Below are 17,153 nucleotides of genomic sequence, written 5' to 3' on the forward strand. Positions count from 1 at the left end.
TACACGCGGGTAATAGGGGGGGGGGTAGATGGCAGTCCGGAGAACGAAACTAGGAAGGAAGCAGCGCCGCTTCAATGCCGGAGTTCACCTCGGCCTGGGCGAACTCCGCGGCCACACGCACGCCGTTCATGATCGCCTTCTCATTCGACGACCCATGGCCTACGATGCAAACACCCCGCACGCCCAACAGCACCGCACCGCCGTACTCCGAGTAATCCAGTCTCTTCTTGAACTCGGCAAAGGCCCGGCGCGACAGCAGCGCCCCAACCTGAGAGGTCACCGTGGACTTCAACGACTCGCGCAACGACGCACTCAGCAACTGGGCCGTCCCCTCAATCGACTTCAGCGCCACATTCCCCACAAAACCGTCGCACACCGCCACATCGCTGTGCCCGTTGAACAGGTCGCGACCCTCCACGTTCCCCTTGAAGTTGATCCCCTTCAAAGCGCGCAGCAGCGGCAGAGTATCACGAGTCAGAGCGTTGCCCTTCGAATCCTCCTCTCCAATCGAGAGAAGGCCAACGCGAGGGTTGTTGATCCTCAGGATGTTCTTGGCATACATGTGGCCCATCACGGCAAACTGGACCAGATTGTCCGGATCGCAGTCGACATTCGCCCCAACGTCCAGCAGCAACGAGGGAATGCGATGGACGGTCGGCAGAATCTGGGCCAGCGCAGGCCGGTCGACACCGGAAAGCATCCCCAGAACCATCTTGGCGGTAGCCATCGCCGCGCCGGTGTTGCCTGCGGTAAAGAACCCCGAGGCACGACCCTCGCGGACCATCTTCAGGCCCACCCGCATGGTCGAATCGCGCTTGGAGCGGACCGCCTGAGCGGCCTTGTCGTCCATCGTGATCCACTCGGTGGCAGGCACGATGAACACCGGAAGACGCTGTCCACGCAGCGCCTGCCGCAGAATCGGACGAAGCCTGTCCTCCGGGCCAACCAGGTGGACGCGAACGTCATACTGGCGCACAGCAAGGACGGCCCCGCGAACCTCTGGTTCGGGGGCCTTGTCGGAACCCATTGCGTCTACAACGATGTCAGTCGGCATCAGCAGGGAAGAGCAGGGTTTGAGGGGAAGATATTAGCTGGCTTCTTTGGTCACGAGAACGTCGCGGCCCTTGTACGTACCGCACTTGCGGCAGGCACGATGGGGAAGCTTGCGCTCGTGGCAGTTGGGGCACTCGGAGAGGCCGGTGGGGGTCAAAAAGTCGTGGCTGCGGCGCTTGGCAGTCCGTTGCTTGGAGTGGCGCCGTTTCGGATTAGGCATTGCAGTATCCCTTTCAATCGGCCGCGGCAATCACGCAAAAAACACGCAGTCGACGAGGCAAAAACTTGATTAGTGCTTCAGCTCGAGCTTGTCGGTCAGAGTCCCCAGACCCGCAAGCGCATTCCAACGCGGATCAGCCGGAGCCTCCTCGCAGGAGCATTTCGCTTGATTCAGGTTCTGACCACAGCGCGGGCAAAGCCCCTTGCAGTCTGCCGTACAGAGGGTACGACTCGGCAGGGAGAGTAACACCTGCTCGCGCACCACATCCTCCAGCAAAAGACCGCTCTCTTGATAATACCCGATTTCGGTCTCATCCGCAGTAATAGAACGCTCCCCGGCATCCGCATCGGCGGATTCGGGACGAAAGATGAGGTCGAAATCGCCCGTAAGCGGCACCTTGACCGGGTCGACGCACCGCGCACAGAGAATCTCGAAGTCCGCACTGTAGTTCGCCCGCAGCCGGATATCGTTCACATGCGAGCTGGAGCTGCGGTGCTCAATCAACAGGTCTGCGACGCCGTTGACGGGCAGCGGCCCGACCTGCCGGATATCGGAGGCATAGTCCAACGCCCCTGGAGCGATGACTTCATTGAATTCAAGGGGTTCGTCTACGAGTTGGAGCGGAGTAATCAGCACATCGTTAAGGGTAGCAGGTTCCAGCCACAGATCAAGTCCTGCCGGACGGGCCCACTGCGCGTGGGGCGGTCACTTCGCGACGCGTATACCGCTTCGCCCCGGCGCTCCCGTTGGTCGCGAGGGAAGATTGATTCCGACCAACGGGAGGACCACGCGAAGCTCTAAAAAGGCGTGCGAACGCCCGCCCTCCGCGCAGGAGGCCCGTCCGGCAGGACAGAAGCTTCTAAGCAGCCCGTCGCCGACGCCCGCTCAGCAGATAAATCGCCGCCCTCAGCTCCAACAACGGATCGTCCGATGGCTCGATCCCCCCCACCCGCGGAATCGGATCGAAGATGATCTGCTGCTGCTCCTGCGCGTTATCGGCTACCAGCGCCGTCAAAGCGAAGCTGCCGAGTTCAACAACTTTTCGATCTTCCGGCCAATGATTGGTCGCGTCGTCCACCACATCGCCATCGTTCGCAAGCTGCACCAGGATCTTGAACTTGATTGGCCCTTTCGCAACACGCTCCGCGATCTCATCCATCAGGTAGTTCGGGTCCTTAGCAGCAGCCGCAGCATCATCCAGATGATCGTTCCCAGCCTCAGGAACGATCCGATAGCGTCCAAACCAACTGACTCCATCCTTATTGGTGAACTTCATCGCGGTTACACCAAAGTAGCTCTCGCGAGCAAAGCTCGAAGGCGCAGGCTTCGGCGCCTGAACGAACGCAAGCGCCTTCGGATGCGAACCAAGAAACGCCTCAAGCGGAGAACCTGCCAAATTCTTAGGGTCACTCGTCGCAAGAGCCTTCAGTAACTCCAGAAACTCCGGCCCTGTTCTCGTCGGAAAGCCATCCGTCGAATGACAGACGATATCGGTGTGAACGTGTTCCGCAAGGTTGAACCGAATCGCGAGTCCTCGGGGATTTGCATTCGGATCGTTATCAGGCACCAGCGGAATGCCTGTCGAGTCGGAGAATCGCACCGTCACTGGAGTCGACTGCCGCGAGATGTGCGGCGCTTTCGTAAGTGTGGCCGCCTCAGCAGAAGGCGTAAACGTCCCAGTCAGCATTATGCCCTTGGCATGGGCGGGTCGAAAGCCCGGGTTCAATCCGAAGATTGTGTCGAACTGCTGCAGCAGTTGCTGGCTCAATGCGATTATCTTTTCGTCGGTAGGAAGCGGCATCGTTATTTCTCCTCATCACAATCTACTGGACTCTGATTCAACCAAAGTTACAACCGACTCTTTCCTCTGCTAATTGCTCGCGCAAGAGTACACAGGTCTACCGCTGTGGAACGAAGAAAAAGTTCGCATCTTTACCAACCCCTTGCTACGTCCAATACCGATGAGCAAGAAGTGGCAAGCATCAGACATTCCATCGCTCGCAGACAAGCGGGTTCTGATCACCGGAGCGAACAGCGGTATCGGCTATCATGCCGCTCTAAAACTCGCCCGCAAGGGTGCTCACGTCATCTTTGCCTGCCGCGATCAGAGACGAGGCGAAGCAGCCCTGGCCCGTATGGAAGCCGATTCGCCGGGCTTGCGCACCGAACTGGCAATTCTTGACCTCGCTTCTCTCTCTTCCATCCAGCATTTTGCGGCCGCGGAGCTCGCGCAACATCGTCCGCTGCACCTGCTTATCAACAACGCCGGCGTCATGGCTCCGCCCCGTCGTATGGAGACAGCCGATGGCTTCGAGCTGCAATTCGGCACTAACGTTTTAGGCCACTTCGCTCTTACCGGACTTCTTATGCCCGCGCTTCAGGAGGCTGCCGCTGTATCTTCTGCCGATGCTGCCGGAAGACCTCGGGTAGTGACCATTGCGTCGATTGCGCACAAGCGAGGACGCATAAACTTCGACGATTTAAACTCAAAGCGAAAATACTCTCCTATGGGCGCTTATCAACAATCAAAGCTCGCTAATCTCCTGATCGCCTTCGAGCTGGACCGTCGCCTGCGAGCTGCGAACTCACCCATCATGAGCGTCGCGGTGCACCCTGGTGTTGCGAATACAAACCTCTTCCAGTCGGGCGAATACTCGGCAGCTGAAAAGAGCTTCCGCATGATCCTGGGTCATGTTATTGGCATTGCTCTCAACACAGACTCCGAAGGGGCTCTCCCAACGCTCTATGCTTCAACAGCTCTTGATGCAAGGGACGGTGGATACTATGGTCCACAAGGCTTTCAGGAGATGCGTGGTGATGAAGTAGGACCAGCAAAGATAGCTGCACAAGCGAACGACGCCGCCGCTGCAATTCGCCTGTGGCAAGTCTGCGAAGAAATGACAGGACTTAAATTCTTTAGAGCTGTAGTCGATGTCGCCTCGTGATCCTGATAAGGATCTCGACAATTGCACGCTGACGCGGTCTCGCTCGAGCGAACTACTCAGCGACTCACTTCGATACGGTTATGGACAGTATCGCTCCACGTAATGGATCCACAGTTAGATCTACACTGGCGTAGTGTCAAGAATGCCGCAAAAACGGCAACTAGCGCATTTTTTACAAATACAACAGCGGTCTTCAGAACTTCAATTCCGGAAAGCTGATTTTTACCATCGAAGAAACTCACGCGGACCTGAGTTCGGTCCGCGTGAGTCGGATGCGACATTGCTGCTACTGAACCACAAGGGCCAACTTTTGAGAGACTGTCGTGTTCCCGGCTGCGGCCGTGACGGTTAACGCATAGGTACCAGGGGGTCACTGCAGGACTTACAGGTTGCGAACTTTCTTTGGAACCACCTCTACAAGCAGTGAGAGTGATCAGTAGTGCACTCGCTGCACAGAGCATCTGGATTTTAGAGGAGTTCCACTTGCGGGCGGGGAGACGCTTGCGCACGAGCAGGAATATTGGCGCGGTGAAGAGTGAAAACAGACCGAGACCGGCCACGATGGTATCTGATAGGCCGTCTGAACTGAGGTAGAGATTGTCACAGCGAAGTTAGCCGAACCTCCTCTTGGCAGGGTCACAGTTGATGGAACGATTAAACATGACGCATTTTGTGGAGCGCCGGAACAGGTGAGCGCGACCGTACCACTAAATCCGGGGGTGCCCGAAAGAGAAAGATTGTAAGTCGCGGCCTGTCCACTCGCTACCGTAGTAGTTGTGGCGCCTCCCGTGCCAACGCCAATTGTCAACGGCTGTACTCCAGTGCCACTCAAGGCGACTGTTTGGGGGCTGCCCGTTGCGTTGTCACTCACCGTGAGCGTGCCGTTGCGTTGTCCTATGACGGTGGGAGTGAAAACGATCAAAACCTGGCATGTGGCGTTTACCGCCGGCGTCCTCCGCAGGTATTCGTCTGTGAAAAGTCCCCGCTTGCCACAACGCCGGAAATACTCAAGACTGCTGTTCCAGTGTTGGTCAGAGTGATCGCCTGAGCAGAACTGGACGTTCCCAGAGCGATGTTGCCAAAATCCACCGACGTAGCTGAAGAGGTAAATTGAGGGATCGCTGCCATGATGGTGAAGACCTGAGTAGAGGAGGTCCCACCACCAGGCGCTGGATTCGTCACCGTGACTTGAGCGGTCCCGCTTTGGGCTAAATCGGAAGCGGGTACCAACGCGGCGAGTTGGGTGCTGCTTACATACGTCACCGCCAGCATGCCTGTCACAAGCTCCGCCATCTCACCTGATGGAAAATACCTCGCATTCACCGACAAATCCGGAATGTATTTGCGGCAGGTCGAAGGTGGAGAAACGCATAAGCTCTCGTTTCCAGAAGACTCCCCCCTTGCTCATATCGAAGGCTGGTTTCCGGACAGCGTGCATCTTGTTGTCTCCTCTTGCACCGAAGGCACAAGAAATACAAGTAGCCTCTGGCGAGTATCCACGATGGGTGGAACGCCGATAAAACTGAATGGCGCTGGCTCATTTGCCCGGGTTTCTCCGGACGGTTCACAGATAGCTTTCCTTCAAGCCGGGCTCGGTCGAAGTGAACTGTGGTTGATGAGTTCAGACGGCGAAGCGCCTCACAAAATCGTCGGCGCTGACGAATCCGACGAGCAATACCTAAGTCCTGTTGCCTGGTCGCCAGACAGCAGGCGAGTCGCGTACGTCAGGAGAACCATTCATCTGTGGGGTAGAGACACTGCAACGATCGAGATCTTTGATCTTGCAAGCGGACGAACAGATCGCTTGATCTCGAATCCGGCCCTCGGCCAATTGCTTGCCTGGCCCCAGGAGAAGTCGCTGATTTACACGCGCAGTGAAGATGCGCCCAATGAAAAATACTCCAATCTCTGGCGCACACAACCAGACTCGCAGGGTTCGGGGACGTGCGGATATCAACCTCTCGCCGAGTTGGACAGTGTCAACGGGCTCGGGTTTCTCTTACTCATTCGGCGGCGTTCCAGCCTATTGCCCGGTCATACTTCTGGACTACTCGGGAACACTTCTCTGCGAGCAATACAGTCAGGTTTACACCCAGGAAAACTACAGTAATGATGTCGGCGTTCGTGGCAAGTTCAGGACTGGTTCTCTCACTCATTCTGTTGTCGCCGGATGGAACCGTATGCAGCAAACAGGAAGCTACCAAGAAACCAATGACCTCGGTCCATCCCAACCTTACAATCTCTACACGCAATATCGCCCGAATGCTCGTAACATCATTCTTCCCGAATCGCCGCCTATAGTCTTGAGAGACAACCATAGCACCAAGGGTTGGTATCTCGGCGATACCATCGGCATGGTACGTGACAAACTGTTAGTGACAGGTGGCTTCCGCAGATCGACTGTCAGGCTGCAAGACAATTTTCTCGATAACATGCCGTCACCAAGTCTCTATCTTAAGAGTGCGTTCACCCATGCGGCTGCGTCGCTGTTTCAGGTAACACCCGAATATTTCGCTCTATGGCAATTTCATCCAGGCGCTGGAGCCTGGAGCCGTTGCTCCTCCCGAGACAAAGAATGCCGGGCAGGTATTTCCGCCAGCCATCAGCAATCAGGTTGAAGCAGGACGAAAGTTCATTTTGGCAGATGGGCTGGAACGATCGCCTTTTACCGCATCAGCGAAGCCTACGGCGTGGTGAGCGCCGTTACCGATCGCCAACTTTCACACAGAATGGGCGCGAGGTAGATGAAGGGATAGAGATCAGTTTTACGGGAGATGTCGTTCCCAGCCTTCACGCGATACTCTCCGTGAGCTTCATCAACTCCAGGCAGCGCTCTACTGGCATTCCGGATACGGAGGGGAAAAGTGTCTCTTCAGTGCCGAGCGCAGCGGAGCGCGTCAGACTTGAGTTGGGAGGTTTTTCACGTCAAAAACCTGATGCTCATTTGCAACTTGATTCAAAACGGGTCCGCCCCATTCGATGACATCAACAGCTATCACATGCCCTCGTGGACAACGCTGGATTTGGGAGCACGGTACGTATTCGGTCGCGAAAAGACGATGGCGATCCTGGCAGGTAACAAACGTCTCCGACAGTAAGTTTTGGACCTCAGGTTTTCGGGCGGACTCACTCCCTCTGGCCACCTGCGGTAAATCTTACGATCTCGAAGGTTCTAACTATCATCTTCTGGATTCCAGATGAGCCACGTGCAATGTATCCACTCGGCCGAGAACCAGCTTATTGGACAAGTTTGATTGTTGCCAATTTGACTCGTTACGGCCTTCTCAATGAGCGCATAATCGCCGAGGCACTCACCGATAGGCTTTCCTCCAACGCGAACGCAACGAGAGTCGCTCGTGTAGAGTTCGAAATAGAAAGAATGGGTTCTACTGTAAGCTGCTCAAAACAGAGGGGCAAATGAATGGTCGGCCCTTGTAGACGATTTTCGAACTTTTTAGCTTCCACACCCTAACATTCCCGGACCTACTATCGCCAAAGGAGGGACAACCGAGCTTTCGGTTGTCCCTCTCGCTTGGGTCGCTTTCTTTATTGGATGGTAACGGTGAGATTGTTGGAATTCCCGGAGCCCGGGTTCTGACTAGCGAGAGTGATAGTTTGTGCGCTGGCGAGATCGGCTGCCGCGATCGCCACCTGCAGATGCGCATTGTCAACAAACGTGGTGGTTCGCGGAGATCCATTCCAAAGCACCGTTGCCCCGGGCAGGAAGCCGGTTCCTGTAACGGTGATGTAAAGATTGCCGCTGCCCACTGCTATCGTCGAGTGATCAGTGCTGCTGAGTGTCGGTGCAGGGTTGCTTGTCGCTTCTGCAGGAACCACGAACGGCCCACGCATCAGAAAGATCTGCGGCGTGTTCGAGGTTTGCGTACTCGGAATCACATAAGCCAGTCCATCCTGCCCAAAGCGGATCCCTGGCAGAGCCGAGACGGTGCCCCCGGGCAGTTGTATCTGCTGCTCCTGCGTGAAGTGCTGAGTATCAAACCGCTCCAGGTAATAGGCAGCTGTACCCGCGTCGTTGACGCCGATAACGAAGGCCTTGGACTCAGCCTGATAGGGCACGACCCCGCCTCCGACGAGACTGATCGAGGACTCACCATTTCCCAGAGGTAGAACGGCCACCTGGGAAGGTGGTGTTGTGCTGGGATTGACAATGCCTCCGGCCGATCCAAAGACCAGGCCGCCGTCTACTGCAAACTGGCCCCCAAAGCCGCCAAAGCCATTCAGTGTAGTGCCATCGATCAGCGATACCCCGGTTGAATCGACGCTGTATCGATAAAACTCTGCGCCACTGGTGTAGCTATCGTAGGCATAGAAGTGGGTGGCGTCCACGAAGACCGGATTATCGCCGCTGTAGGGTTGGGAGATCTTGCTGCGGAAGGCACCCGTACTGCCGGAGATATCGTAGATGCCAATACCGTAGAACGAGTTGAACTCGACGGCCACGCTCGAATCCGTGCCAGGCACTGCAGCAATGCTCGTCGCAGCGACGTCACCACTGTTACCAAACTCCGTGGAGAGAATAGGAACTGTAACATCCATGGTTTGATTAAGGAGATTGAACCGACCCAGACTCTTGGCTCCGCTAAGACCGATGAAGAGGTACTTGCCATCGCTGGTCTCAGAGAGCAGGTTCGGCTCACTGCCTACCTGAATCGTAGTCCCTACGCTCCCAGTAGTTGGGTCGATGGCAACCAGACTGTTGCCTGTGATGGCGGTCGAGGAACTTGGCAGAACAGCATAGATCTTTCGCGTGAAAGGATCGAAGCTGATGACGTTTGCAGGGACATTCAGCAGTTGGTAAATATGCAGAGGGAGGCCGGCGGACTGTCCTCCACCAGGCGTGGGGGTAGTGACCGAGACCTGCGCCCAGCCGAGGTTCTGGATCAGCGAGGAGTCAACCATGGCGGTCATCTGACCCGCGCTGACAAAAGTCGTAGGCAGCGTTTGCCCATTCCATAAAATGCTGGAGCCGGAGGTGAAGCCAGTACCGTCGACAGTCAACGTTGTCGTTGAACTGCCTGCCTGAATCAAAGACGGCGAAATCTGTGTGACGTTGGGCGCCGCGTTGAATACGTTACCAGTCACCATAGTGTTTGCATTGGCTTGATTGTTGGAAGAAATCGGATCGAAGCTGACCGAAGACGCAGACCCCGTCATCGTGAGCGAACCGGCTACCGTTGGAGTTATGGAAATGGTGACGCTAGCCGAACCGCCGTTTGCGATCGCTCCGAGACTGCAGTAAAGAACTCCGCCTCCGCTGCAGGCGCCTTGTGATGAGGTATAGGTTCCACCGATCACTGAGGCAGGCAGCACGGTTGTGAGAGTAACTCCGGCCGCCGAGTTCTGGCCCAGATTCGCTACCTGCACGATGTAGCTGGATGCTGTGCCTGTCGTTGCGGTTGCCGGCGCCTGAATGCTGACCGACAAATCAGCCGGAGAAGTAGTGATGTCCTTCACGATAGAACTTTGCAACACATAGAGCTGTGAGGCAGTTCGGTAGGCTAGGCCGTTTTGACCCCAACGGATTAGATCAGCGGGGACGTTGTTGTTATAAGTATTCGAAAGGTTAGCGCCAACGCCTGTGATCGGGATGCTGCCGACCGGGTTGAAGGTAGTCTCATCGAAGGCGACGATCTGGTTAGCGTTCGTCAGATACGAAAGCGAAGAAGGAACCACCCACGCTCGCCCAAGCGTCGAATCTGAAACAATAGGCCCGACTGCAGCGACCGGTGTGCTGGGACTACCACTAGTCGATGCCGTGGAAAACTGACCAAGCTGAGAGCCTGTACTGGCGCTCAACACGGCTCCGGAAGAAATATAAAGCCGGTTGTTGTCGTACTGGATCGAGTTGCCTCCTCCGTTTCCGAGAGGCGTCGCGCCCGTTACGCCGGTTGCGTCGATGTTGAGTGCGTAAAGGTTGGCGCTCGTCGATTGCGAGTTGAGATAGAGAGTCGAGGCAGAGCTCCCAAAGGAAAGGCTGCCTGAATTCTGGTCGAAGTAGACGCTCAGGCCTGTGCTGGTCTTGCCTCTGGCCACACCGGAGTCAAAGATCGTCACAATCCCATTACTTCCATAGACTGCGACAGAGTTGGGCTGCCCAGGAAGCACCGCGAGGCCCTGCGCCGTGTATGGAGGATTGTAGACACCTGGTCCGCCGCCTAGCGAAAACTGGATGCCAGCAGTACCGGTGGTCATATTGACCTGACGAACCGCGCCTGCACCATTCAGACCAACGAAGAGTTGAGTCCCGTCGCTGGAGAGAGCCATGCGGGTAGGCTCGCTGCCGACGAAGATGGTCTTCACGATAACGCCTGAGGTGGGATTTATCTCGGCGATCGTGTTGCCGAGACCTTCACCTGCAGAACCCGCAATTGATGCGTAGATGAGTCCATCCACCGCGTTATAGACGATGTCATTGATCGGCAGCGCGAGGAAAGTAGTAAAAGGTTGTGGGGGTAGCATCTGCCCCGGGGTCTCTGGAGTGGAAACCTGAATGTTCGCCTGCACGAAGCCTGAAAGCAAGGAGGCGGGAATAACTGCAGTCAACTGAGTGGCGCTAACATAAGTCGTGGCCAGAGCGGTGTTGTTCCACATCACGACCGAGTCCGCGAAGAAGCCGCTCCCCGAAACAATGATTGTGGTGTCCGGACTACCGGCCGTTGCATAGTTAGGCGAGATGCTGAAACTCAGCGTCGGCGTAACAACTGAGACCGTTGCGGCGTTTGACTGAACAACCGGCGTGCCGGGATTGCTTACCACGAACTGAATGGAGCCTGCAGTCGCAAAGAAAGTGGATGGCACGGAGACGGTGATGTTCGTTCCATTTTGGCTGGTGACAGGAACAAAAGTGCCGTTTGCTTGTACTGTCGCGTTCGCCGCAAAGCCGCTTCCGTAGATACTGATCGAGACCGGCACACTGGAAGAGGTGTTGACCGCGACACTCGACGGGCTGACCGAAAGGATGGTGGGGACAGATGCCGCTATCACCAGCTCCGTTGGCGTCGTGTTACTGCCTCCGGGACCTGGATTATTGACTGAGATCTGCCCTGAGCCAAAACTCTGAAGGTCGGCTGCGGTAAGCGAGACCTGAAGTGTTGTTCCGTTGACGAAGGTCGTCGGTCGCGCCATGCCGTTATAAATCACAACGGAGTTCGCCTCAAATCCACGTCCATTAACAATAATAGTTGCTGGAACGCCCTGGGGAACACTAACGGGCGTAAGTCCGGTCAGCACTGGCGTCGGACTCATAATCGAGAAGTTTGACGGGGCAGAATTGCCCCCTCCCGGCGACGGATTGGAAACCACGAGATTCGCCACCTGCCCGGCTGAGAGCGCAGACGCAGGAACCACCACGCGCAGGCTCGTTCCGCCAACATAGGTCGTCTGCAGAGCCGCACCATTCAGAGTTGCGGCCGTTGAGGAGATATATCCGGTCCCGGTAACGACGAGAGTCTGCGAAGCGGAGCCTGCTAGAACTCCCCCGGGAGAGATGGATGTGATCGTCGGAGCCGGATTGTTCGCAGGGGCGACAGGAGGAGTGGGAGCGGTAGTAGAAGCAGGAGAACTGCCGCCACTGCAACCGGCAAGCAAAGAAAGAGTAAGAGTGGATCCAACCAGGAACAAAATACCAGGGCGCACAAGTTCTCCAGAAAAACAAAGATCGTTCCGTAGAACGACCAGCGGAGACAAAGAACTTAAAGCCCCGTGCTGCTCTGTTTTATCGGAAGCGTTCCGATAGTATCGAGAAACCGCTGCGCTGCCTAGTCATTTATTAGGACCATCATTCCTTGATGGCTTGTGGAGTACTACTAGATCTCAGTTGTTAGTAAATCGACGGGCACTCACCGAGCTTTCCTGCAAGGCTGACGCATTAGCAAGACTCGCACATGTGCGAGTTCGAAATAGAAGAATGGGTTCTACTCTAAGCTGCTCAAAACAGAGGTAAAATATTGGTCGGGACGACTAGATTCGAACTAGCGACCTCACCCACCCCAATCCTCAATTGCCATGCATTTTCAGCAACTTGCCGGTGTAAACGAAAGCGCTGAAGAACGGCAAACAACCCTCCGAAGCGCTTATTGGACCCGTATTGGACCTTCAAATGGACCCACGCTGCTGCACTCTAGCCGCGACGTAAACGGGCAACCAGCATAGAAAGATTTACAGCTGTCGGGAGCTCGATAGCGGCTTCTTCAGCGCCCGATCAATGCGTTGCAACACACTTGCTGGTGTTTTGAGTTGGTGTTCCCAGACTCTTAGCACAGTCCAACCACTAGCACCTAGTTCAGCAGTCACGCGTAGGTCCCTTTCTTTGTTGCGCGCAAGCTTCGGTCCCCAATAGTCCTGATTCTGCCGCGGCACTTTTGCGCATCGAGGACACGCGTGCCAAAAGCACCCGTCAATAAAGATGGCAATCTTCTCCCGACGAAACGCAAAGTCTGGGCGTCCAGGAAGGTTTTGGTGACGTCTCCAGCCCGTGATGTGCGCAACGCGTAATAGGTTTGCGAATCGAAGCTCCGTACTCGCGTTGCCGCGTGAACGGATCGCACTCATGATCTTCGATCGGGATTCGGGTGTCAGTTTCACCGAATAATTCCTGCTATGACCAATAGGCCTTTGATCGCGCTTGCTGCGGAGCGAAGGCACTGTAGGACTTCGGCGCTGTGCAAATCAATCCGATCTTAAGGTACTCCGAGAGGAATGCGGGTTGCCAAGCGTTTTGATCAAGTTCAGCATTCACGACGATTACGCTGTCCGATAGGCTGCCAGTCGAACACTTGCGTCTGTAGGCGTACTCTGCAACTTGTCCGATCGCAGTTCTCATTCTCTGCTGGAGGTTCCTTTGCGTGACCGTCTTCACTTCGAAGATTGCTGTCTCTCCAGTTGGCCAAAGAGCAAAGAGATCGATCGAGTCAGGGTCAGACTCCACGGTGGCACCCTGTGCTATGAACCTTTCAGCCAAACTCTTAACAACACGGTCGTGAAGGAGGGTCTTCGCGTGGCGCTTTTGAAATCCTCTCCGAATGTTCGCGAGTAGCGTTTCAACGTCCTGACTAGACTGGAAAGTGGTTTCTCGCTCAAGGTAGTCCAAGTCTATTGGGCTAAGATTCATAGCAAGTCCGCCAGATGGCCGGACCTCTTCCTCGACATCATCGTCCAGACCCGCAACGTAGTTCTGCTCCACATACTTAGGTTGCGCGTCCAAGTCTCTGCGTAATGCTCCCTGTGCGTCGAGGGGGAGATGTCCAAACCGGTCAAACCAAGTTAAACGGCCACTTATATCAAAACTTGTCGGAATCCAAAAGGTGGAGAGGTCTTCTTGAGATGCGCAATAGGACCGGACTAGGTCCATGTTTTCGATCGCAAAAGAGCTTAGTGCAATGTGTTCATCATCATTAGCAACGAAGAAGTCAGACGCGCCAAGAAGTTTGAACCAGTCTTGCAGGTTTCTCCTCGAGTGTTCGTTCACTTCGCTGATCTCTCCGCCAGTCCTTCGGTGAGAGATGACTTCAGAAACTGCCATATCCCATTCTGCATTGACCTTGCAGGGAATCAAAAATGCTAGACATTCCGATATAGACAGTGCTGGTTGGTGATGGCTCTCGAGCAACTCAATCAGGACTTTGAGGACCAAGAGCCCTGGCTTGAGGAGAACGCCAGATGCAGACTGAAGCTCTGTCAGCGTCTTAGGTCTCTTAACCTGCGCATCGGAAAGTTGACGGCTAAGTCTCGCCTGGATGGTCGATTTCTGGCCGTTAGGATATTGATAACGCAGTGCCTGGATACCGATCAATTCGGAGAAACCGATTTCGCCGGCCAGAAACATGTGGGCGAGCTCTGTAAGAGTGAGTGTCTTGTGTATCAAAGTCGAATAGATTAGACCGAGTTCGGCAAGAAGCTGCTGATAGTCTCTCCACGCGTCAGCTTTTTCGTTCCGCAGATTGTTCGTAAGCACGTTGGACTTGATCATCAATTCTGTGATCTTCTCTGCGTAATTACGGGTCCCCTCGAATGGGACCGCACATTTTAGGAAGTTATACAGAGTCTCGGGATTCAGGCCCGCCATATGCTGCGCCATGCCCCAAGAATGGCCTGGGTATGGCAGCGGACGAACTAGCACTCTCGTCATCCCTGGATCGCCTTTGCTATTTCCTTGGCGACTGCCCGAGCCATAATTGGAGGAACAGCGTTACCGACCTGACGATATGCCGCCGTGGGTCCTCCCGAGAACTCCCACCAATCGGGGAATGATTGAAGCCGTGCGGCTTCTCGAACTGTGATGTGCCGGTGCTCAAAAGGATGAATAAAAGGACGACCACCGCCAGCACCCGATCCGACGAGCACCGTCCCAGAGGGGCGCTCCGGGTGAATACGATCCGTATGGTCCTTTCGATCCCTGCCGCCACAAGGGATCTGACTATATCTGGATGCGACTCGATCACAGTGCTCTCGAATGATGTGATTCGGGAGGTCTACAAGATCCTCAAACGCGAGTTCCGACTTTCGAGGCAGGAGTAGGCCCAGCTCTGGCTGTTCGAAGGATTCCGAATGCGTGCGCTTAGGCCATTGAAAACGATCGCGATCTAGCTTGCGTCGGAATCCAAGCAGGATAATTCGTTGACGATATTGCGGGACACCGAACCACACTGCATTCAACTTAGTCGAGATAAGGTGATATCCCGTTTCTTGCTCAAAAACAGAGAGCATTTCCTTCCAATCCTTGCCCTTGTTGATGGTCAGGATACCTGGCACATTCTCAAAGAGGAACGCCTTCGGCTTAATTTCACGAATGAACCGGGCATATTCGTACACCAATTGTCCCCGTGGATCGTCGGTCGATTTGCGACTTCCGAGAATGCTAAAGGACTGACATGGAGGTCCGCCAATAACCATGTCAACGGCAACACCCAACCTATCAGTTACGGTCTTGCCAGAAAGTTCCGAGATATCATGGGGCTCGACGATATGCTTGCCCAAGTTCTCGTGAACAGTGTTGCAATAAGCGGGAATCAGATCAGACGAGAATAGCGGCTTAAATCCTGCTGAAGCGAATCCAAGGTCCAAGCCTCCACCACCGCAGAAGACTGATACGTATCCAAGTCCATTCCCGCGGGAAGGGATGGCTATGGAGTCCAGGTAGTCCAGGTACTCATTGCGCTCTTCAAGAATTGCTAGTGACGTCTTCATTTGCCCTGCCCGAATTTGAGTACATTCATCTCTGTTTCAGAAAAGAGATCAACCTGTTGTCCCCGCATCCGTCGTTCGACGTAAGTCCGCATGAATGCCCTTAGAACCTGAGCGGCAGTCAGATCCTCCTTCTTGCAAACACGCAGGAAATCTTCTCTAAGCTGGCCTTCGACCCTAATTCTTAAACCAGATTCCTTCACCCTGTATCCCTCGGTAGCATCCAAAGTGTAGCCAGTGTACATCCATTTTCGGGTGCATTACGGACAAGTAGTCTTGTGGGAATCTGGGTAACTCACATGCTGACTTGTAAAAGTCTAGAGCCGACTACTTCCTGCGATTGGCTCTTGCATTCAGCAGCGGCCTGTCCATTTGGCGCCGTTTCGGTCTTGCCGGAACCCACGCCGCGATGTCACTGCACACAAAGACAGCATTTCACTCCTTATGACCGACATCGACGACTTTGCCTCTATCGTCGAACTCATCAAAAGTAGCCGCGGATTTGAAACAGGCTTCCAGACTTTAACCCAGTTAGCAGCCAGAAGCTTGTCTTTGAGTTTGCTCATCTTGGACTGATTGAGATTGAGCGCCTTTCTCATAGCCGACTGAGAGATCCCTTCGCTCGGCTCGGCAAGCCTAATTAATCGCATGAGAAGATCTGGATCCTCTTTTGTTAGCGAGTCCGGAAGGAAGCGAAGCCAAGTTCCCCGCAGTGCGAGGTACAAATCGGTACCAAGTTCATCTCCAGCCATAATTAAAGTTTATGCCCACACGATGTCGGATCGTGGTGGTCTTTGCTCTAACAGATTCCACTGGGAATCTTCGACCGTTGACGCTTATACCAGTTGAACCGCCGTCTTGCCAAAGGAGTAATCCTAAGGTTCCGGAGTCAAAAAGTTATTTCGGTTCGGCTTTAACAGATTCCCTCAGGAATCTATCCAGATTTATTTCCTGACCCAAATACCATCTCAAATCGGATCCGGTCAGTTCAAAGCCGATCAACACTCACGCATCACTACCCGAGGCGGCCATTTGGCCGCCTTTCCATTTGGAGTCCATATGCTTTTTGAACCGACGAAATCAAAACGAAATGTTGTCCTCGCCCTCCAAATCGTCAGAACGGCATCCAGGAAATCCGCGCCTAGCATTGCCGATAGTCCAAGAATTTCCAGAATTGCCGCTCTTTTCTGCGATCACGAGCGCATAACGGAAAGGCTGTTCGATGACCGCGATGAAGCAGTCCTACTCCTTCGTTTTTGGCAAGCTATCCGACCTAGCGATCGTATCTTCTGTGCTGACGTGGTGAAACGCCTTGCACTGGTTCGCAAGCGATCGTGGCGGCTCGGGGTCCTTCCTTCGATCGAAATCGATATTCGCCAGGTTTACAAACCTGAGCTGTATGACACACAGAAGATGTGGTCAGAGAATTCGACCGCTGTCGACCGAAAGATCGGGGCTGAATACAATCAGCATCCGAGTTGAAAACGGCAAAGCCGATCTCGAAAGGCCAATAGGGAAGCACATCCTTTGGTAAAACCCCTTCCTCGATGCACCTTAGCGTCAGGAACGGGGAAGGCTCACTGACAACCGTCGCGCACCCTGATTGCGGACTCGCTTTGGCACTCCCCTCCTATAAGACACCGTTTAAGCAAGACAAAAGGGTTGACCGGCTGCGTCACGCATCGAGCGGACCGCGGTACCCCCCTGACCTCGCGAAGCAACGGTGCACCGGG

The 17,153-nt window shown here is 54.7% G+C and carries 12 protein-coding genes; 3 read left to right on the forward strand and 9 right to left on the reverse strand.

Annotation, left to right across the window (positions count from 1 at the left end; translation table 11 throughout):
• Positions 1-49: 49 nt before the first annotated feature.
• The 4 genes from plsX to HDF09_RS10285 form a co-directional block, all read right to left on the reverse strand.
• Positions 50-1,054, reverse strand: coding sequence for a phosphate acyltransferase PlsX (gene plsX / locus HDF09_RS10270; RefSeq protein ID WP_183765561.1), 1,005 nt, complete (start codon positions 1,052-1,054; stop codon positions 50-52).
• Between the two features lie 33 nt (positions 1,055-1,087).
• The gene (rpmF, locus tag HDF09_RS10275; protein WP_125485089.1) at positions 1,088-1,273 is read right to left on the reverse strand and encodes a 50S ribosomal protein L32; all 186 of its coding nucleotides are present in this window, start codon (positions 1,271-1,273) and stop codon (positions 1,088-1,090) included.
• A 69-nt stretch (positions 1,274-1,342) separates the two neighbouring features.
• On the reverse strand, positions 1,343-1,909 hold the full coding sequence (locus HDF09_RS10280; RefSeq protein WP_183765564.1) for a YceD family protein: 567 nt from the start codon (positions 1,907-1,909) through the stop codon (positions 1,343-1,345).
• Positions 1,910-2,132: 223 nt separating this feature from the next.
• Complete coding sequence (locus tag HDF09_RS10285; protein WP_183765566.1) at positions 2,133-3,074, reverse strand: catalase family peroxidase; 942 nt, start codon at positions 3,072-3,074, stop codon at positions 2,133-2,135.
• Between the two features lie 160 nt (positions 3,075-3,234).
• On the opposite strand from HDF09_RS10285, the gene HDF09_RS10290 reads away from it, so the two are divergent.
• Positions 3,235-4,218 carry an oxidoreductase gene (locus tag HDF09_RS10290; RefSeq protein WP_183765584.1) on the forward strand — a complete coding sequence of 328 codons (984 nt, stop codon included), beginning with the start codon at positions 3,235-3,237 and terminating at the stop codon, positions 4,216-4,218.
• Between the two features lie 939 nt (positions 4,219-5,157).
• On the opposite strand, the gene HDF09_RS10295 is transcribed toward HDF09_RS10290, so the two are convergent.
• Positions 5,158-5,511, reverse strand: coding sequence for a hypothetical protein (locus tag HDF09_RS10295; protein WP_183765587.1), 354 nt, complete (start codon positions 5,509-5,511; stop codon positions 5,158-5,160).
• Positions 5,512-6,107: 596 nt separating this feature from the next.
• On the opposite strand from HDF09_RS10295, the gene HDF09_RS10300 reads away from it, so the two are divergent.
• Positions 6,108-6,836: a TonB-dependent receptor gene (locus HDF09_RS10300; RefSeq protein ID WP_183765590.1), complete on the forward strand. Its 729-nt coding sequence runs from the start codon at positions 6,108-6,110 to the stop codon at positions 6,834-6,836.
• 928 nt (positions 6,837-7,764) lie between these two features.
• Here the strand turns inward: HDF09_RS10300 and HDF09_RS21125 are convergent.
• The 4 genes from HDF09_RS21125 to HDF09_RS10320 form a co-directional block, all read right to left on the reverse strand.
• Positions 7,765-11,874 (reverse strand): beta strand repeat-containing protein, encoded by a 4,110-nt coding sequence (locus HDF09_RS21125; protein ID WP_183765593.1) that lies wholly within the window; start codon positions 11,872-11,874, stop codon positions 7,765-7,767.
• A gap of 522 nt (positions 11,875-12,396) precedes the next feature.
• Positions 12,397-12,882 (reverse strand): very short patch repair endonuclease, encoded by a 486-nt coding sequence (locus HDF09_RS21320; protein ID WP_406704465.1) that lies wholly within the window; start codon positions 12,880-12,882, stop codon positions 12,397-12,399.
• Positions 12,836-14,206, reverse strand: a complete 1,371-nt coding sequence (locus HDF09_RS10315; protein WP_183765596.1) for a hypothetical protein — start codon at positions 14,204-14,206, stop codon at positions 12,836-12,838. Before HDF09_RS10315 ends, HDF09_RS21320 begins: the two co-directional genes overlap by 47 nt.
• Positions 14,207-14,361: 155 nt before the next feature.
• Entirely contained in the window at positions 14,362-15,423 is a 1,062-nt protein-coding gene (locus HDF09_RS10320) for a DNA cytosine methyltransferase (protein WP_183765599.1), read from the reverse strand.
• A 1,056-nt stretch (positions 15,424-16,479) separates the two neighbouring features.
• On the opposite strand from HDF09_RS10320, the gene HDF09_RS10330 reads away from it, so the two are divergent.
• Positions 16,480-16,902, forward strand: a complete 423-nt coding sequence (locus tag HDF09_RS10330) for a hypothetical protein (protein WP_183765605.1) — start codon at positions 16,480-16,482, stop codon at positions 16,900-16,902.
• Positions 16,903-17,153 lie beyond the last annotated feature (251 nt).

The sequence above is a fragment of the Edaphobacter lichenicola genome, from assembly GCF_014201315.1.
GTDB classification, from domain to species: Bacteria; Acidobacteriota; Terriglobia; order Terriglobales; family Acidobacteriaceae; genus Edaphobacter; species Edaphobacter lichenicola_B.